Here is a 20933-nt window from a genome sequence, read left to right as displayed (position 1 = left end):
AGAGAAAGAACGCTGAAAACCCCCTCACGTAAGCGTCGCATGAGAACGGTACGCGCCTGATGAAACGTTTTTGATCACCCTCTGAGAGATTGGCAACAGCGGCGTATGCAACAACTGCGATGAGGCACGTATGCAGGATCAGGACGATCCCCAGACAAGGGGTTAAAAAGGGGGTAGCGCGATTTCAGGCATTGGACGGGGTATCGAGATGGGAGACGGGGCCGGAGGTGCAGCGGTGCGGCATCAGGCTCTGCTTCCATTCCCTGAGCGTGTCTCTGAATATTCCCTTGCTGACCAGGGATTGAAGGAATCATTAGCTTGCTGAAGTCAAGTTTTGGCATTTTACATAACTCAACTTTTTTCAGATGCGCTCAGAGGGCTGGCGGATCATTACAGGATCTCTGCGAAAAAGCTTAGTCTAGCGGAACGAAATCTGCCATACTAAGAGCCTATCCGGAATACTCTGTCGCAGAAGAAGATCGGTTGGGGCGCAGCGCCGCTGCGCCCGTACATCTATCAGGTTTCATCCGCTGTACTGTGAGATAATTATTTGGATAGGCACTAAAAACAATCCGCTTCTGTCACCCGATAGTTCGGTTCATTGTATAATCAAATATCTCATCACAATGTGTTTCGTGCAAAGGAGCCTTGTCATGGAACTCAACCTGCACTACTTCCCCTACCCTGGACGACGGATACCGGTAGTTGCCGAGCGTGGTGTGGTTGCCAGTAGCCATCCGCTGGCATCGCAGGCCGGCATGCAGATATTGCAGGCAGGCGGTAATGCGGTCGATGCCGCTATTGCCACTGCTGCGGCACTGACCGTTCTGGAACCGACTTCAAATGGTCTGGGTGGTGATGGCTTTGCGCTCATCTGGGCCGGTGATCAACTGTACGGTATCAACGGTTCGGGGGCAGCACCGGACAGGTTGAGCGTTGATGCGTTGGCTGCCGCTAGCTACACCGAAATCCCCACCCATGGTTGGTGGCCGGTCACAGTACCGGGCGTCGTTAGATTGTGGGGTGATATGCACGATCGGTTTGGTCGGCTTCCCCTGGATCAGTTGCTGGCCCCGGCGATTACCTATGCTGCCGAAGGTGCACCAACTCCGCCGATGGTAGCATACTTCTGGGCGCGCGGCGTAGAAGCGGCCCGCACCCGCCATGGCCCCGAATTTGCCGGTTTCTTACCAACTTTTAGCATCGATGGTCGTGCGCCGCGTCCTGGAGAACGCTTTGTCAGTCCTGGGCATGCCCGTACCCTGCGCCTGATAGCCCGCCATGGGGCTGATGTCTTTTACCAGGGTGAGATCGCTGAGGCGATTGATCGCTTTGCCCGTGAAACCGGTGGTCTGCTGCGTGCGGAGGATCTGGCTCATCATCGTTCTGAATGGGTAACGCCGATTAGTATGCAGTATCGCGGTTATACCGTTCACGAAATTCCGCCAAACGGTCAGGGTATCGCGGCGCTGATGGCCCTCGGTATTCTCGATCAGTTCGATCTTGTGCGCTATCCCCGTGACTCGGCTGCAGCGTTTCACTATCAGATCGAGGCGATGAAGCTAGCGTTTGCCGATACCTTCGCCTACGTAGCCGACCCGCGCAAGGCCGCTGTCCCGGTGGCCGATATGCTGAACCGTGAACGGTTAGCTGCTCGTTCTCACCTCATCGGTGAGCGCGCCAACACGTTCCAGCCCGACAATCTGCCACGTGGCGGAACCGTCTATTTCGCAACGGCTGATCGTGATGGTATGATGGTGAGCATGATTCAATCGACGTATATGGGGTTCGGTTCAGGGGTAGTGATCCCCGGCTACGGTATTGCGATGCACAATCGTGGTTGTGGTTTTGTGATGACACCCGGCCATCCGAATCAGGTTGCACCGGGCAAACGTCCATTTCATACCATTGTCCCCGGTTTTCTGAGCAAGGATGGCTTACCTATCGGTCCTTTTGGCGTCATGGGGGCACATATGCAGCCGCAAGGTCACGTGCAGGTGATCGTTAACACGCTTGACTACGGCCTGCATCCTCAGGCAGCGCTCGATGCACCACGCTGGCGTTGGGAACGTGATGGAACTCTTCGGCTTGAGCTTGAAACACCCCGGCACGTTATCGAAGGGTTAGCAGCTCGCGGTCATCAGGTCGTGGTCGAGAGCGAATTAGGCGGTTTCGGGCGTGGTCAGATCATCTGGCGTCTAGCGAGTGGTTGCTACGTAGCCGGTACCGAACCTCGTTGTGATGGATTGGCAATTGGCTGGTGACAGATAGCATAATGGGTAAGCGTGTTATGACGACCAATCGCACATTGTTTGATCTTCTGTCGAACGGCGCCGATCGGGACCCAGCTTTGATTGCACCAGGTGGGCCGGTCTGGAGTTTTGCCGATATTCGTTCACAGGTCCAACGCCTGGCCGAATGGCTCCAAAACCACGGGCTGGGGCATGGAGATCGGATCGCCATTGCGCTTGGCAACGGGCCGGCAATGGCAATCACCTTTCTGGCTGCGGCCACTGCTGCCACTGCTGCGCCGCTCAACCCGAAATATCGACGTGATGAGTTTGCCTTTTACTACGAAGATACCAACGCTCGCGCCTTGATTGTAGCCCCCAACGAAGGTGAAGAGGCACGAGCAGCACTGCGTTCGGGCATGATGCTGATTGAAGCGTCATTTGATGCTCAACACCAGCTTGTGTTTGTCACCTCTGCTCAGGCTGCTTCTCCCCGTCGTGATGGGCTGGCAACGCCTGACGACATCGCTATGATTCTGCACACCAGCGGGACGACCAGTCGCCCTAAGCGCGTACCCCTGCGTCACCGCAATCTGGTTGCCTCAACCGCAAATATTATTGCGACCTACCAGTTATGTGCTGCTGATCGATCACTCTGTGTGATGCCACTGTTCCACATTCACGGGATCGTTGCCTCGCTGCTCAGCCAATTGGCCGCTGGTGGTGCAGTTATCTGCCCACCTGGTTTCGATGGTCTCAAATTCTGGAGTTGGGTAGAGCAGGAACGACCAACCTGGTACTCGGCTGTACCAACAATGCACCAGGTCTTGCTGGCCCGCGCCAGCCGCAACTCGGCCATCATTGCCGCTCATCCGTTCCGCTTTATCCGCTCGTCGAGTGCACCATTGCCGCCGGTAGTAATGGAACAGATGGAACAGGTTTTTGCAGCGCCGGTCATTGAGAGTTATGGCATGACCGAAGCGGCCCACCAGATGACTTCAAATCCACTTCCGCCCGCTCGCCGCAAACCAGGGTCGGTAGGAATTGGATTCGGGGTAGAAGTGGCTATCATGGATGAAGCAGGCCGCTTGCTGCCAGCAGGTGTCAGAGGCGAGGTCGTGGTGCGCGGCCCAAATGTGATCGACGGTTACGAGAACAACCCCGAAGCAAATGCGGTGGCGTTCGTTAACGGCTGGTTCCGTACCGGTGATCAAGGGTATCTCGATGAAGATGGCTACCTGTGCCTCACCGGTCGCATCAAAGAGCTGATCAATCGTGGTGGTGAGAAGATTTCACCCCTCGAAATTGATGATGTGCTCTTGCGGCACCCGGCAGTTGCTGAAGCATTGGCCTTTGCCGTGCCTCATCCAACGCTTGGTGAAGAGGTGCACGCCGCTGTCGTCTTACGCGAGGGTATGAGTGTTGATGAGCGCGCACTGCGCGAGCATTGCGCCCGTATGTTGGCCGATTTTAAAGTGCCACGGGCAATTCACATCCTGAGTGCCTTGCCACGGGGGGCTACCGGAAAGTTGCAACGCATAACGATGGCAAAGACACTAGGGCTAGACAAGGCAACCACTTGATTGGTGATGGATGCCTGAGAGGCAGATTATGTCTTTCTATTGCGATAGTGGCTTGCTCCCTTTGCTTGTTTTACGGATGGAAGGGAGCAGAGAAAAGGTGAGAACTACCAGTTGTGCTCTGTACAGCCACGCGCCGGGCCACCGGTTCTGCTACCTGATCGGGCCGGCTTCCACTAGCGTATTGCTGGTGCGAAACAGGCGGTAGTCAGGAACCCTGTACCTTCCTCGAAAGAGTAGTGTATTGGTTTTAAATCCACTTCCCAACCGGAGACAGGAAACGGCATGATCCCGAAGCCAGAACTCGAACGCCGCCTTTCGCCATACCTGAGCTTTTCACGCTCAGAATGGGCAGCACTGCGCAATGGAACACCACTACCTCTTAGCGCAGACGAATTAGACTCATTGGTCAGCTTAAACGACAGCGTCTCGATGGAAGATGTTGCCGACATCTACCTGCCGCTGGTGCGGTTGCTCCAACTCTACTACGAAAACGCCTGTCACTTGTATCAGGCGACCAGCACCTTTCTTGGCTCGGCAACAGCGCGTGTGCCGTATGTCATTGGCATCGCGGGGAGTGTCGCGGTCGGTAAAAGCAGCACTGCCCGCATCTTGCAAGCCATCCTTTCGCGTGGTCCTGGGCAACTCAAGGTTGATCTGGTCACAACTGATGGCTTTTTGTACCCTAATCGCGTCCTACAAGAACGGGGTATCATGCATCGGAAGGGGTTTCCCGAAAGCTACGATCGTCGGCGACTGTTACAGTTCATGGCCGACATCAAGTCGGGTTATGGGCCGGTAACGGCTCCGGTTTACTCGCACCTGATTTATGATATAGTTCCTGACCAAGTTCAGGTGGTCGATCATCCCGATGTGTTGATCGTCGAGGGGTTGAACGTTTTGCAACGTGGCGCCAATACCAGGAGGGAACCACAACTTTATGTGTCGGATTTTTTTGATTTCGCGATCTACGTTGATGCGAATGAACATGATCTGGAACGATGGTATATTGAACGATTTTTACGGTTGCGCGAAACAGCATTTCGTGATCCCTCGTCGTACTTTCGCCGCTACGCCGAACTGAGCGAGAGTGAGGCTATTGCAACTGCACGTCGCATCTGGCGCGAGATCAATTATGTGAATCTCAAGCAAAATATCGAACCGACACGTTGGAGCGCCGATCTGATTCTGGTTAAGGGATCACGCCATGAGCTTGAGCGCGTGTATCTGCGCAAACTGTAGTGATTCGTTCAGAGGATAGCGTATGCGTATCTGCATTGTTGGTGCTGGTGCAATTGGCGGCTGGCTGGGGGCCAAACTGATTCAAGCTGGCGCTGAAGTGACATTGATTGCACGGGGTGCGCATTTGGCAGCGATGATTGCCAACGGCTTAACCATCGAGTACGCTGATGGTCACCGTGAGGTTGTACACCCGGCATTGGCGACAGACGATATGAACGTTGCTGGGCCACACGATCTGGTTATTGTTGCCGTCAAAGCGCAGGCATTGTCGGCGCTAGCAGCGCCGATGCGTGTCCTTTACGGGCCTGATACAGCCGTTGTCTACGCTCAGAACGGGATCCCCTGGTGGTATTTCATGCGGCACGGCGGCCCATACGAAGGTCATCGGATCGAGTCCGTCGATCCCGGTGGGGTTATCGCTGCCAATACTGAAATCGAACGGGTTATTGGCTGCGTCGTCTATCCGGCAGCCGCCATTGAACGCCCCGGCGTGATTCGTCATGTCGAGGGCAATCGCTTCGCTCTTGGCGAACCAGACGGTAGCCGCAGTGAGCGTGTTATCCGCCTGAGTAAGTTACTCGAGTCGGTCGGTTTGCGTGCGCCGGTCAAGACTGATATTCGTAATGAAATCTGGCTGAAGCTGTGGGGTAATCTCTCATTCAACCCGATCAGTGCCCTGACTCGTGCGACCATTGATCGGATTATTGCCGATCAGGGTACCTATGCTCTGACAGTAGCAATGATGGCCGAAGCACAGCAAGTGGCCGAAAAACTGGGTGTTCGTTTCCCTATTTCTATCGAGCGGCGCATCCGAATGGCTGAAGAGATCGGTGCTCATAAAACGTCGATGTTGCAGGATATAGAAGCAAAACGTCCAACCGAGATCGATGCTCTGTTGGGAGCAGTGGTTGAGCTGGCCGAATTGACTGGAACGCCGACTCCCACCCTGCGAGCTATTTATGCCGTGACCTCACTGCTTGATCGGATCAACTGTGGACGATGAAGGTATCTCGTTGCCCGTCTCGGGTCTGGATACGATGGTTGTTTCGGTCATACCCTAGACATCATTCTGTTGCGGACACCTGCACGATAATGCAGATGCCGGGAATATGTTACCGGCAGGCGAATACGCTGAAATCTATCCCTACAATGTGAGTGTTGATGCGCGTTCTAAACGGTTTCGCAATCTACCTGTGGCGAACTGAAGCGCGAGCCGACGAGTGTAAGCATAACCAACCGTTCGTCTTGAAACCGAACCATTCTGGTGCCGATGAGCATTCATACCGGTTGATAATACGATTTCTCGCAAAGGAGCATCCATGCATCTGCCAATCGTCAATCCTGTGTTGACACGAGAACTCTTTGGCCGTATTCGAGGTCGTAACGCATGGTTCATTCTAACCGGCTACTTGACCATCATCGGTGCGATTACCCTCTTGGTTTATGCCGTATTTGTCAGTTCGGCTATCCCCAACGATCCGGAAACTTCGCTCAGAATTGGTAAAGGCATCTTTTTTACCGTCATGACCGTGTCGTTAATACAGGTGTGCTTTCTTTCGCCCTCACTGACGGCAGGTGCGATTGTTGGCGAAAAAGAGCGACAAACGTATGATCTGTTACTCGCCTCACCGCTCTCACCACTTCAGATTGTTACCGGTAAAGTATTGGCGGCGATTGCCTTCGCTTTGTTGCTGATTATGGCCTCTCTGCCCATTGCTGGTCTGTCCCTGTTGTTTGGCGGCATTACCGGCCAGGAAGTCTTTATCGGCGTCGTTGGTCTGTTGATAACGGCAATTGCATACGCCGCCATCGGTATATTCTGGTCAACTGTAATGCGCTCAACGCTCGGTGCAACGGTGATGGCTCAGGGCACAGTGCTGGTTATTTTACTCCTGGTGCCATTCCTCTATTTCGTTATTTCATTACTGATCGGTGCTTTTGATGGTCCCCCGTCGCCTTTGTATATCTACATAATGGGTACATTCCTATGTCTGCATCCGTTCATTGCCTTGGGGATGACCGTCGGCGCCCTCGAAAGTGGGAATGGCCCGCTCTTGTGGCAGCTTTCTTCCAGCATTGGCGATTTGTTCGTGCCCTCACCCTGGCTGGTGTACTCGGTTCTGATGATTCTGGTGACGATCACCTGCTTGGCTCTTGCTTGGCAGCGCATACAGTTGGCTGAAGATGATAGCGGTAGCTAGCCTGTCTGTGGTGTGCTGAAGCAACTCGCCACTGCCATGTTGCAGTGAGGAGTAAAACCCGCGGCACGAGGTCAGTGTACTCGAAGGAAGCCGCAGTGGAAACGGCTTGATTCGGTCTGCACATCTATGCTAGAAGAAGGTCATTTGCTGTCACGATAGCGGGGCGACCAGATTGGACGCCCCGACTAGCAATGATGGAACAGATTACGGAAACAGTTTCATCCGTATTCATTCACATCAACGCACAATGATCGCACTGGCCTCACGGCCTTCCGGCGCAAAGGAGTAGTGTAACAGAATACCCGAATCAGTCACATCAGCCGGGGCGCTAAACCGGTAGATTGTGGTATTGAGCGATCCCCTTTCCGGTACTACCCCACTCCCGACATCAATATCAAACCGCGGTGCGCCCAACACCGTGCTCATACCTTCGATCTTGCTTAGCTCAAAACCGGTAAAGTAATTGTCGTAGGTATAGGCATCAACATTGATCTGCTGACCAAGGCTGGTAACACCGATCTGACTTCCGCACATCGTCAGGACAGTGTTCGCGCTGTTGGTAGCGTGGCCGGTGAAGAAGAAGGCGCTGTACGGACCAGCCAATGGGCCAACAAAGAAAGCATTCCGGCCATCAGCCGCAAATGCTCCCGATGGTAGACTCAATTCTGCTGTAAAGCCAACATAGTCGGGTGTCCCATCGCGGTCGGTATCGAAGAGCAGGTCTATCTCCACCGGATAGTTTGAATGAGTGATTCGCTGGTGGGTAGTCACTGCAAACTGAACGATCGGGCTATTTGCCGGGCAGAAACCTGGGATACTGAAAGCTCGCACACCAACGTAGCGCAAATCCATTGGCGGCATTTGTATGCCGGCGCCAGGTGATGCTGTCACAAACGGATTTTCACCGATTAGCGTAAACGGATCGACACTCACCGGATTAGCGCCGGTGTTGGTTAAGCGGGCAGTGGCGGGGCTGGTTGTGGTAGCGCGCACTGAAGTTGGTGCACTAACGGTTCCCGCTGCACGTGGTATGACATGCCATGGCATGGTTAAGTCGTTGGTCGTACCTGCCGCATCAAGCACCAGGTAGCCATCATATTCAACGTCAGTTAGTGCCGCTCCGTTCCCGCCATTTGTTCCTGAATTCAAGACCCAGGTTGGTAGTTTCGTTGGATCGATACGCAGGGTCAGGGTAAAGGTACGCCGACTACGTGGTGGTACCGTAATTGTAGAAACAGAGGTACTCGGTGTCACTGCTCCACTGGCTGCATCGTTGCTATAGCGGAACGTGGGCGTGATGGTGTAGGTGAGAGGTGTATCACCATAGTTACGGACAACAATCGTCCGGCGCAGCGTTGTCGGATTACGTGTCGCATCAACTAATCCAAACGAAATCGTTGCCGCTCCATTTGAAAGCTCCCAGGCGCTGGCCTGCGCGGCAATTGCCCGGTTAATGCGTACTTCGCCACCGCCAATGCGTGTGATAGGAGCCAGCGCTGGGCCGAGGAAGGCCGGTGGACCGTTGTAGATATTCGTTTCAGCAGTGTTGATCAAGCGCGCTTTCAATTCCCACGGTGAGAGGCTCCAGTTCGACGCATTGTACAGTAGTGCAGCCGCTCCGGCCACCATTGGGGCTGCACCGGAAGTACCACCAAACGGCGCCACCCCAGTACCACTACCGGCTACTGCTGAAATGGATGCTCCAGGGGCGCCGATTTCGGGCTTAATGATTTGACCGTACATGATCTGATTGCCGTAGGTCATTTGCCCTAACGTTGGCCCACGTGACGAGGTACCAACCACACTGCCGGCATTACTGAACGGCGTATCAAAACCAATCGTAGTAGTATTTCCGGTGCGCGCTTTAAGCGTATTGCCAGCAGCCTGTGTAATTGAGAGTACCGGTACGGTAGGTGTACCACCGCCAAAGCCAAAAACAGGCGGTACTGCACCGGCAACGTTGTTAGCTACAATCACTGCCACTGCACCAGCGGCAGCACCGTTTGAGCCCTTGATACTGATCGCACAGACACCCCGATCAACCAACAGGATTTGCCCGGTCAATGAACCAGGTGAATACGCTGTACAGCCGAGCGCGTTTCCCAATGCCTGACCGTATACCAGTGTTCCACTTACGGGCGTATTGGGAATCGGTGCCCACGGTTGGGCTACTCCGTAGACTGTCGTACTAAGGACGGTAATCGGGTACGAGGCATCGCTCGGCACAGCCGTCTGTGCTACCGAGAGGGCGGTTCGAGCGCCGGCCGGGGTACCGGTAATGTACGGACGATCCGCACTATTGCCGGCTGAAGCGACGACTAGGATGCCAAGCGGTTGCAGATTATCAACCGCAATGGCGGAATCATCGTCATAGTTTTGCCCATACGCAGCCCCAAGCGACATGTTCACAATGTGCATCCGATCATCGGTTACCCCGTCACCGTTAGGATCGGCAACCCAATCGAGACCTTGCAAGATGGCAACCCCGCTGCACGATGAAGAGACCGCTGAACAGACCTTCACCGCAAAAAGATCAACTTCTGGTGCAACTCCTTGCTCACCACCGATAATGTCGGCGACATGGGTACCGTGACCGCCAGCACACGTGCCGCTGCTCAATCCAGGCGCGCCACAATCAATCGGATCAGGATCAGGCATCAGGGGCCCATTTGGCCAGACTTCGCCAACAAAGTCGTAACCGCCCTTCACGCGATCGGTCGGAAACAGGCCATCGAGAGTCTTGTTACGTGGATCGGCAGGGCTTGTCCCGTAGGCTGCCTGATAGGCTGCCAGCGTCCCAGGGCCACCAAACGCGGCATGTGTATAGTCAATACCGCTATCGAGTACAGCCACCCGTACACCTTTGCCCCGATAACCAGCAGCTTGCACCTCAGGTGTAGCCCCGATGTATGGTACCGTCTCCATCGGTGGTTGCGTTTCCCGTTCATAATTCACGACTGGATTAATACGCACCACTTCAGTGTCACGAGCCAGCGCCGGTAACGCTGCACCATCAACCTCAACAATAACCGCATTCAATGCCACCCGCAACCGGGCCAGTTCGGTCAGGGTTGGATCGATAGTTCGTAAGCGTGCCAATACGCGCTCTTGCTGCTGGGTAATGCGTTGGAGTTGTGCTGCTTGCGCAGCCCCCTCAGGTACACGTGCTGTCGGATTTTCGCTCAAGCGAATGACAACCTCTTGCCGACCGCTAGCCCCAATGAGACTGGGAGAAAGAACGAGAGACCGGCCTTCAAGCATCGCCGGTTCTTCCAGACGTAGAGCTTCAATGTTTGGTAGCGGACGTGGCGGTTGTGCAGCGGATGGGGCAACGAGAGCTATGGTAAGGCCAATGCTTATGATCATCGCAAATAGATGACGTTTCGTGATCGATCTCATACACTCCTCAGCTTGTCAATGATACTACCAAACGAACAGGCTATCACACTGGTTGGTGCAACAAACGCTGATCACTACTTTGTGAGTTGCGAATTCCTCCTTTTCTAGGACGTGCGTAATCCTCCAAAATGCTGACGCATGGGTGAGATGAGTGTTCAGATAGCGCACAGCAACACGTCAGAGTGTTGGATGCACTCTGCACACTCAGCAGCAACGTCGCTGGCAAGATAAGCTGAGGTGAGATGGAGATTTGCAGGCAAAAGGGTAAACTGATTAAACGTATTTGTCAAGCAGAATTTTCTGATCAACAATTAAAAATTCTTCATCTGAGTCATTGCTGCGATGACGTTTTGTTTATCTTCCTTATGGAATGGGGATGAGACGGAGCGGGGTAGTGGGCTGGCACGCCAATCGATAGTGGCCATCCTACCCAATGCGGGCCGGAGGCCCGCGCTCCCAGGAAAGCGGGGGGAAGACGTTTGGCTGGTTCCGATGGTGCCTTGCGCCCAGCCCGCTGTTGTATCACTGCATCACGCTCGTCGGCGCATTGGGGGCGACACCCCCGCTGACGCGGGACGGGGTGGTGGGCTGGCACGCCAGTCAATAGCTGCCATCCTACCCAATGCGGGCCGGAGGCCCGCGCTCCCAGGAAAGCGGGGGAAGACGTTTGGCTGGTTCCGATGGTGCCTTGCGCCCAGCCCGCTGTCGTATCACTGTCTCACGTTCGTCGGCGCATTGGGGGGCGACACCCCCGCTGACGCGGGACGGGGTGGTGGGCTGGCACGCCAATCGAGAGCGGCCATCCTAACCCAATGCGGGCCGGAGGCCTGCGCTCCCAGGAAAGCGGGGGGAAGACGGTCATCGATGAGCACAACTAAAACCTGAAAACGTTGAAAATCACCAGGGGTTGAACCTACACCTTTCTCATTGTGGGCAAGTTGCGGTATACTACCAACAACATTACTCATCGCGGAGGTCCTCAGTGTCTGCCATTGATACGTTGTCAGTTGTCATTTCTGCGATCGACGGTACCCATCTCGAACGAGCGGTTATGGCTGCGCACATTGCTGCTGCTCGCTATAGCCGTCACCACGAAATTATTATCGCTGCCACCCCACCGGCATCTGCCGTCGCTACTCGCCTAGCTACGACCCGGCCACTCGTATATGCCACATATCATTCTCAGCCGCGTCGTGCCGCCTACCTGCTGCGCGATGCATGCTCACTGACAAGCAATGAGATGATTCTGGCGTTTGAAGCGACTGCTCCACCATCAACCCTGGCGCTCGAACGTTTGCTGGCAGCGTATACCGGCCAGGATGTTCTGGTTGGAATGCGGACACCAGCACCGACCCATCCGCTGCAACGAACACACGCAGCTCTTATTCGCCGTATCCTTGTTAGCGATCAGGTTGATCCTCTTCTGCCACTGGCACTCTTCCGCGCTGACCTGACCGATCTCCTTCCTGGTGATGGTGAACTAGCGCCGCCCCTCGCTCACTTATACGCTATTGCCCGCCGCCGCCAGTATGTGACGGCTCAGATTGCCCTTCCTGCGCAGAGCGCTGGTGCCTATCGCACTGGAATCGCTGATCTGGCTGCATTACTGGGCCACGGTCCGGCTCGGGGTGCGCCGCCAGCGCTGGGGGTGCTGGCGGTTGTTGGCAGTCTCTGGTTGTTGTTACGCCGACGACGCTAAGTGCAACACATGGGTGTTGTCCTTCGTCTTCTATACTAGATGTAAGAGGAGTAAGACAAGGAGCAAACGTATGAGTCAACCTGAACAACAGCCCGATCAGTCGCCTGATCTCGGTGCAGAGCTTCGTGAGCTGGGTCAGCGCATCGAAACTGCTTTGCGGAGTGCCCTTGAAAGCGAGCGCGCTCGGCAAGTGCAACACGAACTGCTCAGTGGGTTGCGCACACTTGGCGAACAGGTGCAAACGGCAGTCAAGACGATTGCGGAACATCCGCGTGTGCACGAGCTGGCCGAACGTGGTCAACAAACGCTACATCAACTCCAGCAGAGCCAGGCGGCCCAAGAACTTCAACAAACGCTGGCCCGCGGGATTGCCCAGCTTAATGAACAACTGGCTGAGTTTATTAAGCAAATGCAATCACCGCCACCCGCTACCGGTGAGACGACTCGGCTCGATAAGGATGAATCTTGAGCTTCATCGGTTATCGCTGACCGCGTTTTCTCATCAAAAGGCTTGATCATGTGTGGACGGTACACGCTTGCGGTTTCGCCTGGAAAGCTATCAGATCGTTTTGCAGTCGAACCGCCATTTGATCTGAAACCGCGCTACAATATCGCCCCTACACAGGCAGTTGTCGCTGTGCGTGAGATCGACGGCCATCGCGAACTCGTTTCATTACGTTGGGGATTGATACCGGCGTGGGCAAAAGATGCCAGTATCGGTAATCGTTTGATCAATGCGCGGAGTGAAACGATCCTTGAAAAGCCGTCGTTTCGGACGGCTTTTCAGCGGCGGCGTTGTTTGATCCCTGCCTCGGGCTTTTACGAATGGCAAACACTGCCAGATGGTAAACAACCTTTTTACTTTACCCCTAGTGATGATGCTCTGATAGCATTTGCCGGTGTGTGGGAGCAGTGGCGTGCGCCTGATGGCTCGCTCATAGAGAGTTGCACAATTTTGACCACTAAGGCCAATGAAGTGGTGGCGCCAATTCACGACCGCATGCCGGTTATTGTGCCACCCGATCTCGATGCAGTCTGGTTGTATCCGACAAGTGATATTCAGCAGCTCTATAAACTTTGTCTTACGCCGCCACCGATTGCGTTACGATGTTATCCGGTTAGCAAGGCCGTTAATCAGGTACGTAACGATAGTGAGGTATTGATACAGCCACAGGCGCAGTGAGCGTCTTTCCCTCTCTCCTATCTTGTGGTAGCCGTAAAACAGTCTATTCTTCATCTTCACCGCTGCCCGACTGAATCTGCTGCGGAGTCTCAATCCAGCCACGACGCAGTGCGAGGATCACCGCCTGGGTTCGGTCATTGAGTGACAGTTTACGGAGAATTGATGAAATATGGTTTTTTACTGTCTGCGTACTGATCCCTAGCTCATCAGCGATCTCTTTGTTGCTATGCCCGGCAGCAATGCGTTCAAGCACTTCGATCTCACGTTCACTCAGGGGGGTAAAGACCTGTAAACTGGGATCACCGCCTACTGTCTGCACTTGCGGCAAATTACGAAACTGCGACAGGATTCGGCTTGCAACACGCGGTTCTTCCAGCAAAACATCGTTGATCACGTATTCACCGTAGGCCACCCGCCGCAGCGTTTCGGCGAGTGCTGCTGGTTTAATATCTTTTGAACGGTACGCTGCTGCACCGGCGCGCAGCGCATTAAACGCTGCTTCATCACTCTCGTGCATACTCAACATTACTACGGCGATGCTGGGGTACTGGCGACGAATCTGGCGTGTTAGCTCTAAACCACTCATGCCGGGCAAGTTCAGGTCAACGAGCATCACATTCGGTTCGTGACCGGCATCAACCTGTGCCAGCCAATGTAATGCTTCTTCACCATTCGCCGCCTCGCCAACAATCTGGATGTCCGGTTCGTTTGCCAGCGCCCACCGTACTCCCTGGCGAAACAGTGGATGATCATCAACAACCAGTAGTCTTACGGTTGAATTGACCATGGCGGTGGTTCCTTTCCTTGATTGCGCAGCCATGCGTGATATGCCTGTTCTGGGTCGATAGGAGGTTGTATACCGGCAACCTGTAACAACCTGGCTACTGCTGGTAACGGTAATCCTACTACATTGGTGTAGCTACCGTCGATGGCAGCAATCAGTGCAGCACCGCCACTTTGCAGGCCATATCCGCCAGCCTTATCGAGCGATTCGCCTGATGCAACATACGCGGCAATTTCATCCTCGGATAAAGAACGCATCGTGACCCGGCTGACCACCAGATCAAATAGCACCCGTCGTTGATCGTAGATGAACCCCTCAGTCCCCATATCGGGATGCATTACGATGCACAGACCGGTAAGAACGGTATGGGTACGACCGGCCAGCCGACGAAGCATCGCTATCGCATGATCTTGATTCTGTGGCTTACCCAAAACTGTTCCATCAATTGCAACTTCGGTATCGGCAGCCAAAACGATTGCATCAGGGTGTTGTTGACTGACATCAGCAGCTTTACGCCAGGCAACCAGGGTTGGATGCGCTTCCAATGGCAACGCAAGCGGTAACGCCGGTAGATGTTCGACCAAGTCAGGCGGTGGTGGCGCCGGATAGTCTTCAACCTGACTGACCAGACAGGTATACGAAACCCCAAGTTGGCCGAGTAATTCACGTCGGCGTGGCGACGCTGAAGCCAGGATGAGCGAACGCATAACCCTCCTGTTGTGACGTTCTATGACGACCTCAATCATAGCATGGCCGATAGTGACGCGCAAGACAAACACTTACAAAAATACCCTGCTATAAATCAGGAAGTTTTTCGGTTGACAGTCGCAAACACAACGAGTATAATCCCGCCTAACGATGTACAGTCTCTTCAACAATCGGTAGTTGTCGTTGCACCACGCCTCACGCTATTCAGTCCGCAAAAAGCAGGTTTGTATTATCTCAACATCTAAATTGATAGTGCAACCGGATAAGCGGCATGTAGATTCTGGAAAGGAGGTGCGCGGCAAAGAGTAAACGCAATGGCGCGGTTCGACTACCGTAGCGAAAAGAGGCTGGAAATCGTTGGTTTCGTTGCCCTCGAATACAAGGAGGACACACACAGATGGTTAGCTTTACTAAACGCGCTGTTGCCATCGTGATGGTGATGGCAATGATCATTCCCGTTCTGGCCGCATGTGGTGGCGGTGCTGCGCAGCCACAGGTCATCCGTGAGACGGTGGTCGTGGTACAGACGGCCGAGCCAGTCCGTGAAACGGTTGTTGAGACGGTCGTAGTCACTGAGGCGGTTGCTCCAGAGCCGTACACCACACCACACCCGATTTTGAGTGACATCCGTGTGCGCCGGGCAATTGCCTACTGCACCAATCGCCCAGAGCTGATCGCTTCGGTTTACCCCTATCTCACGCCTGAGCAGCAGCAGGAACTGCTGATGGACACCTTCCTGCCGAAAGCGCACTGGGCAGCAGCCAAGGAGAACATTACCGTCTATCCGTTCGATCCAGAGAAGGGCAAGCAACTGCTAGAGGAAGCAGGTTGGACGGGTGAACCGATCCGCAGCAATGCTAACGGTGAACCGCTGTCGTTGCGCTTCACGACGACGAATGCCCAGTTCCGCCAGACCTGGTCGGCTGTCTTTATTCGCCAGATGCAGGCATGTGGTATCCAGATTATTCCGACGTATGCGCCAGCTTCGTGGTGGTTCGGCAGCAGCACCGGTTTGCGGCGCCGCGATTTCGAGCTGGGCGCCTTCGCTTGGGTCGGTCAGGCTGATCCCGGTGGTCAGACGCTCTACGCCTGTAATCAGATTCCGCTCCCCTCGAATAACTGGGAGGGTCAAAACTATATGGGTTGGTGCAACGAGCGGGCCAGCCGGGCGATTATTGCTGCCAACAATACCCTTGATCGGGCCGAGCGTATTCGCCAGTACGCCATCGTGCAGGAGGAATTCACCAAAGATATGGTGAGCCTGCCGCTCTTCAATCGGCTAGAGGCGTATGCTGCGACCAACCGGCTCAAGAACTTCAAGCCAAACCCAACTGAGTACTACACGGCGAACGCCGATGAGTGGGAGTTGACCGAGGGCGACACGCTTGTGTTGGGCTTCACTCAAGAGCCACAAACGATGTGGAGCCTGATCGAGAGTGCTGCCGTACAGCGGGTTGCTTCGCAACTGCTCGGTGTTCCGGCAACGACCAGCTATGACTACGACTACCAGCCGGTGGGTCTGGATGGTCTCTCAACCATCGAAAGTGGCCGCGCTACCAATGTTGATGTCGAAGTTAAGGAAGGCGACATCGTCTGGAATACCGATGGTGAGGCAGTTCCGCTGGCGCCGGGTGTCGAGATTACCACTGCCGATGGTGAGACGATCACCTATCAGGGTGGTACGGTCAAGATGAAGCAATTGACCGTCACCGACAAGTGGATTTCGGGCATCAAGTGGGAAGATGGTGAGCCGTTGAAGAAAGCCGATTTCGAGCTGGCTTACAAGATCAACTGTGATCCGGATTCAGGTGCTACGTCGCTCACCTACTGCAACTCGATCAAGAGCATTGACTTCAAGAGCGACACCGAGTACACTGTTACCTTCCACCCTGGTGTACAGTGGCCGACCTATTTCGCCGGCGCCGGTCTGGGTGCCTATCCGTCGCATCAGGTCTTGAGCGATGGCCGCAAGCTGGCCGACGTTCCGGCAGCCGAGTGGCAGACCTTGCCCGAGATTATCGAGCGTCCGCTGAGCAATGGCCCCTACATCCTCAAGGAGTGGGTTAAGGGCCAGAGCATGACCTTTGAGGCGAACCCCAATTACTACAAGGGTGAGGTCAAGGTCAAGAAGGTGATTATCAAGTTCATCGCCGACACTAACCAGGCCGTTGCACAGTTGCTGACCGGTGAAGTGGACGTGTTGGGTAGCGAGACACTAGGTGCTGGTGCTGAAGTGCAAACAGTGATCGAAGCAGGTAAGGAAGGCAAGATTCAGGCCTTCGTCGTTGCCAGCCCGACCTGGGAGCACATTGATATGAACCTCTTCACCAAGTAATCGTTATCTGAACGGAAACAGGATGGCGGTGGGCAGTTTCGTTGCCCATCGCCATGCTATCTGTAAGATAATCCACGTCGGTAGACGTGGCAGGTCTATATCCACGTCTGAGGAGTACTCGTATGGCAGGTTACCTTGCCCGCCGTTTCTTACAAATGTTACTTGTTGCATTGGTAGCAGCCATCTGTTCGTATGGCATGTTATACCTGGTACCAGGCGGGCCAATTGATCAATTGCTGGCTGAGCAGCAAAATACCGGTCAAAATCGAATTACAGAAGACGATATTCGCCGCGTGCGTGAGCGTTTTGAATTAGATATCTATTTGCCATTTCGTTTCACCCGTTGGCTGATCGGCTGGCCAGCCGGGCCGTTGCCCGGTGGAATTGGTGCCGATTGGCAAGTGGGTTGTTCCATCCCAGGGCAGGTGCGACTACGTTATCCTGATGGTCGGGTAGAGGTGGTCGAAGAGGGTTGTGAAGTGCCGGTGACTCTGGCCGATCTCGAAGGTCGAAAGGTGAGTCGGGGAATCGTCTTCGGTGACTTTGGGATGTCGCAAGTGATGCTCCGTGGGCGTCCGGTCACTGATTTGATCATGACCCGCTTACCGTACACGCTCTATTTGATGGGTGCCTCTATTTTACTGTCAATCTTGATCGCCATACCAATCGGAGTGTATTCTGCAGTCAGGCAGTATTCGCGCTTCGATTATGTGATGACAACGGTTGCTTTTATTGGGGCTTCACTACCCAGCTTTGTTTTCGGTATCTTCGCTATTCTGCTCTTCTCGGTTTTAGCTAAAAATGCCGGGCTGCCGTATCTCCCACCTGGCGATGCGGTTGGGGTACGTGATTACACGATACCCTGGATCGGAACCGTCCAGGCCGGATCGTTCCTCGACCGGTTTCTGCGCTTCTTGATGCCGTGCGGCGTCCTAACGTTTATCAATATTGCGGGTTGGAGCCGTTTTGTGCGCGGAAGTATGCTTGAAGTGCTGAGCCTTGATTATGTGCGTACTGCACGGGCTAAGGGTGTCGCCGAACGAGTGGTGATCCTCAAGCATGCCCTGCGTAATTCGTTAATCCCATTTGTAACGCTGCTGGCCGGCATTCTGGTTTCGCTCTTCAGTGGTGCATTGATTACCGAGACCGTGTTCAATTGGCCGGGGATCGGTCGTTTGTTCATCGATGCGCTTAGTCGCAATGATTATAATGTAGTCATGGCATTGCTGATCATCAATATCGTGTTATTGCTGATCGGGATTTTAATTGTTGATATTCTGTACACGGTTGTCGATCCGCGTATCCGACTAACGTAAATTGGTATAGTTGACCGACAAAGGTGTTGGTCGTATTTCAATCAATTCACGAGGAGAGTTTTGATGGCCACTAGCACGACTGCCGTGCCGCTTGAAGAGGCCGTGACCCGGCGATCTGAAGGGCAATGGGCGATTGTTTTTCGTCGTTTCCGACGCCATCGTCTGGCAATGTTTTGTATTGGCATATTGGCGCTATTGCTGCTCTTATCGGCGGCAACGCCGCTTATCGCCCCTTACGAACGCGATCAACCAAACCTGACTGGGCGCTTTCTGACACCACTGGGGGTTGATGCGGATGGCGGTTTCCATCTGTTAGGTACCGATCACCTTGGCCGCGATTACGCAACGCGATTGCTGTACGCTTCGCGGGTGTCACTCGGTACGGCGTTTATCGCGACTCTGATCTCTTCAACCATTGGCATCTTGCTGGGCATGCTGGCAGGATATTTTGGTGGATGGGTTGATACAATTATCAGTCGGACCCTCGAAATTGTTGCAACCTTACCTACGCTCCTCCTCCTGCTGATTCTGGCATCAATTCTGGTACAGAACATCAACGCTGTACCGTTACCGTCCTGGGGGGCTTCACTGCTGGCGTTCATCTTTGCCGTTTCAGAGCGTGAGGCGCGCATTATTTTTGCGGTGATCCTGGTATTGGCCTTCTTTGGTTGGACGGGAACGGCCCGTTTGATGCGCGGTATGGTACTCTCGGTACGCGAAAATGTGTATATCGAGTCGGCACGTGCGTTGGGCGCTAGTAATATGCGCATTCTGTTCCGCCATGTCTTCCCGAATGCCCTGCCGCCGATGATTGTCGATTTCACGTTGGGCGTTAATGGTACGCTGGTTGCCGAATCGGCGTTGAGTTTCCTCGGTTTCGGCATTCAGGACCCAACACCAACCTGGGGGAATATGCTCAGCTATGCTCAAAGCTATATGTTCCAGCATCCGTGGATGCCACTTATCCCGGCAATGCCGATCCTGATTGCCTCAATCGCGATTAACTACATTGGTGATGGTTTGCGTGATGCGCTTGATCCGCGTCAGCGTGGCTGAAAAAGAGGCTCGTAGTTCCTTTTGCTCTCTAGGATCGCTGAGGGCATGAACGCTTGAGATATAAAGATACGGAGTAACTGTGGCAACTGTATCTCGTGTCGTAACCGGTGCAGAACGTTCGGTTGCCCGTCGTGGCGCTGAGTTACTGCGTGTAGAAGGGTTAAAAACCTACTTTTTCACTGAAGAAGGCGTGGTGCAGGCGGTGGATGGGGTCGATTTTACCCTCCACCGTGGTGAAACGCTCGGGATTGTCGGTGAGTCGGGGTCGGGTAAGAGCGTAACCTCGCTGTCAATCATGCGCCTGGTCAGCCCGCCTGGCCGTATTGTCGAGGGGAAGATCATTTTTGATGGGATCGATTTGCTTACCCTCGATTCTGAATCGATGCGCAAGATTCGCGGTGATCGGATCGCGATGATTTTTCAACAGCCAACGACTGCGCTGAATCCGGTATTCCGGGTTGGCGATCAAATTATCGAGACACTGGAGATTCATCAGGGATTGAAGGGTGAAGAGGCGCAGAAACGCTGTATTGAACTCCTTTCAATGGTCGGTTTACCCGATCCTCAGCGTCGGATGCGTCAGTATCCCCATGAATTGTCCGGTGGCCAATGTCAGCGGGTGATGATTGCCATGGCTTTGGCGTGTAATCCAGAGCTTTTGATCGCCGATGAACCGACAACTGCGCTGGATGTGACGATTCAGGCCCAGATTCTTGATCTGATGCGCGAGTTGCGCGAAAAGATTGACACGGCCATTATGTTGATCACGCATGATATGGGGGTGATCGCCGAAATGGCTGATAGTGTGGTCGTGATGTATGCCGGTCAGGTCGTTGAATATGCCGATGTCCGGTCGCTCTTTAGCGATCCAAAGCACCCCTATACACGCGGTTTGCTCAATTCTATGCCGGTACTTGGCGATACCCGCGAAGAATTGGAAGTTATCCCCGGTACCGTTCCCAGTTTGATCAATCCACCGAAGGGGTGTCGTTTCGCTTCGCGTTGTAGCAAGCGGTTTGAGAAGTGTGACCAGCCCCCACCGATGATCGAGCTAGGAACACAGCGGCGAGTGCGGTGCTGGCTGTATGAGGAATGAAGCGAGTGCAACGTTACTGCCCGGTAGCGCTCTTGCCCGTTCCGAACGTAGAAAGTTATGATCAAAATAGCTTGCAGACGCTCTCCAAGCGTGATTGTACGGT

At 54.2% G+C, this 20933-nt stretch carries 15 protein-coding genes; 12 read left to right on the top strand and 3 right to left on the bottom strand.

The annotated features are described in order from the left end of the window. The first annotated feature begins 653 nt into the window (after positions 1 to 653). The 5 genes from JE47_RS0107260 to JE47_RS0107235 all read left to right on the top strand — a co-directional run bounded on the left by JE47_RS0107260 (position 654) and on the right by JE47_RS0107235 (position 7254). Positions 654 to 2264: a gamma-glutamyltransferase family protein gene (locus JE47_RS0107260; RefSeq protein WP_031459118.1), complete on the top strand. Its 1611-nt coding sequence runs from the start codon at positions 654 to 656 to the stop codon at positions 2262 to 2264. A gap of 26 nt (positions 2265 to 2290) precedes the next feature. After that, a complete protein-coding gene (locus JE47_RS0107255) occupies positions 2291 to 3814 on the top strand; it encodes an acyl--CoA ligase (RefSeq protein WP_031459117.1) in 1524 nt (507 codons plus the stop codon). A 282-nt stretch (positions 3815 to 4096) separates the two neighbouring features. Further along, positions 4097 to 5053 (top strand): type I pantothenate kinase, encoded by a 957-nt coding sequence (coaA, locus tag JE47_RS0107250; RefSeq protein ID WP_031459116.1) that lies wholly within the window; start codon positions 4097 to 4099, stop codon positions 5051 to 5053. A 22-nt stretch (positions 5054 to 5075) separates the two neighbouring features. Then, positions 5076 to 6056, top strand: a complete 981-nt coding sequence (locus tag JE47_RS0107245; RefSeq protein WP_031459115.1) for a 2-dehydropantoate 2-reductase — start codon at positions 5076 to 5078, stop codon at positions 6054 to 6056. Between the two features lie 316 nt (positions 6057 to 6372). Further along, a complete protein-coding gene (locus JE47_RS0107235) occupies positions 6373 to 7254 on the top strand; it encodes an ABC transporter permease (protein WP_031459114.1) in 882 nt (293 codons plus the stop codon). A 237-nt stretch (positions 7255 to 7491) separates the two neighbouring features. On the opposite strand, the gene JE47_RS0107230 is transcribed toward JE47_RS0107235, so the two are convergent. After that, entirely contained in the window at positions 7492 to 10653 is a 3162-nt protein-coding gene (locus tag JE47_RS0107230; RefSeq protein WP_031459113.1) for a S8 family serine peptidase, read from the bottom strand. A gap of 982 nt (positions 10654 to 11635) precedes the next feature. Here JE47_RS0107230 and JE47_RS0107220 point away from each other — a divergent pair. The 3 genes from JE47_RS0107220 (at position 11636) to JE47_RS0107210 (ending at position 13535) form a co-directional block, all read left to right on the top strand. Beyond that, positions 11636 to 12352, top strand: a complete 717-nt coding sequence (locus JE47_RS0107220; RefSeq protein ID WP_031459112.1) for a hypothetical protein — start codon at positions 11636 to 11638, stop codon at positions 12350 to 12352. Positions 12353 to 12422: 70 nt separating this feature from the next. Then, on the top strand, positions 12423 to 12821 hold the full coding sequence (locus JE47_RS0107215) for a hypothetical protein (RefSeq protein ID WP_031459111.1): 399 nt from the start codon (positions 12423 to 12425) through the stop codon (positions 12819 to 12821). A 48-nt stretch (positions 12822 to 12869) separates the two neighbouring features. After that, positions 12870 to 13535: an SOS response-associated peptidase gene (locus tag JE47_RS0107210; protein ID WP_031459110.1), complete on the top strand. Its 666-nt coding sequence runs from the start codon at positions 12870 to 12872 to the stop codon at positions 13533 to 13535. Between the two features lie 43 nt (positions 13536 to 13578). On the opposite strand, the gene JE47_RS0107205 is transcribed toward JE47_RS0107210, so the two are convergent. After that, a complete protein-coding gene (locus JE47_RS0107205) occupies positions 13579 to 14322 on the bottom strand; it encodes a response regulator (protein WP_031459109.1) in 744 nt (247 codons plus the stop codon). Beyond that, positions 14304 to 15026 carry a Maf family protein gene (locus tag JE47_RS0107200; protein ID WP_031459108.1) on the bottom strand — a complete coding sequence of 241 codons (723 nt, stop codon included), beginning with the start codon at positions 15024 to 15026 and terminating at the stop codon, positions 14304 to 14306. The genes JE47_RS0107205 and JE47_RS0107200 overlap by 19 nt, the downstream gene beginning before the upstream one ends. Positions 15027 to 15424: 398 nt before the next feature. Here JE47_RS0107200 and JE47_RS0107195 point away from each other — a divergent pair, with 398 nt between their 5' ends. The 4 genes from JE47_RS0107195 to JE47_RS0107180 all read left to right on the top strand — a co-directional run bounded on the left by JE47_RS0107195 (position 15425) and on the right by JE47_RS0107180 (position 20830). Further along, on the top strand, positions 15425 to 17362 hold the full coding sequence (locus tag JE47_RS0107195; protein ID WP_031459107.1) for an ABC transporter substrate-binding protein: 1938 nt from the start codon (positions 15425 to 15427) through the stop codon (positions 17360 to 17362). 122 nt (positions 17363 to 17484) lie between these two features. After that, positions 17485 to 18678, top strand: coding sequence for an ABC transporter permease (locus JE47_RS0107190; RefSeq protein WP_031459106.1), 1194 nt, complete (start codon positions 17485 to 17487; stop codon positions 18676 to 18678). 63 nt (positions 18679 to 18741) lie between these two features. Then, positions 18742 to 19734, top strand: a complete 993-nt coding sequence (locus JE47_RS0107185) for an ABC transporter permease (RefSeq protein WP_031459105.1) — start codon at positions 18742 to 18744, stop codon at positions 19732 to 19734. 79 nt (positions 19735 to 19813) lie between these two features. Then, on the top strand, positions 19814 to 20830 hold the full coding sequence (locus JE47_RS0107180; protein ID WP_031459104.1) for an ABC transporter ATP-binding protein: 1017 nt from the start codon (positions 19814 to 19816) through the stop codon (positions 20828 to 20830). The last annotated feature ends 103 nt before the right edge of the window (positions 20831 to 20933 follow it).

Origin of the sequence: Chloroflexus sp. MS-G (genome assembly GCF_000735195.1) — a bacterium.
Lineage (GTDB): Bacteria > Chloroflexota > Chloroflexia > Chloroflexales > Chloroflexaceae > Chloroflexus.
Note: the sequence above shows the minus strand (reverse complement) of the source record. Positions and strands in the feature narration are given on the sequence as shown.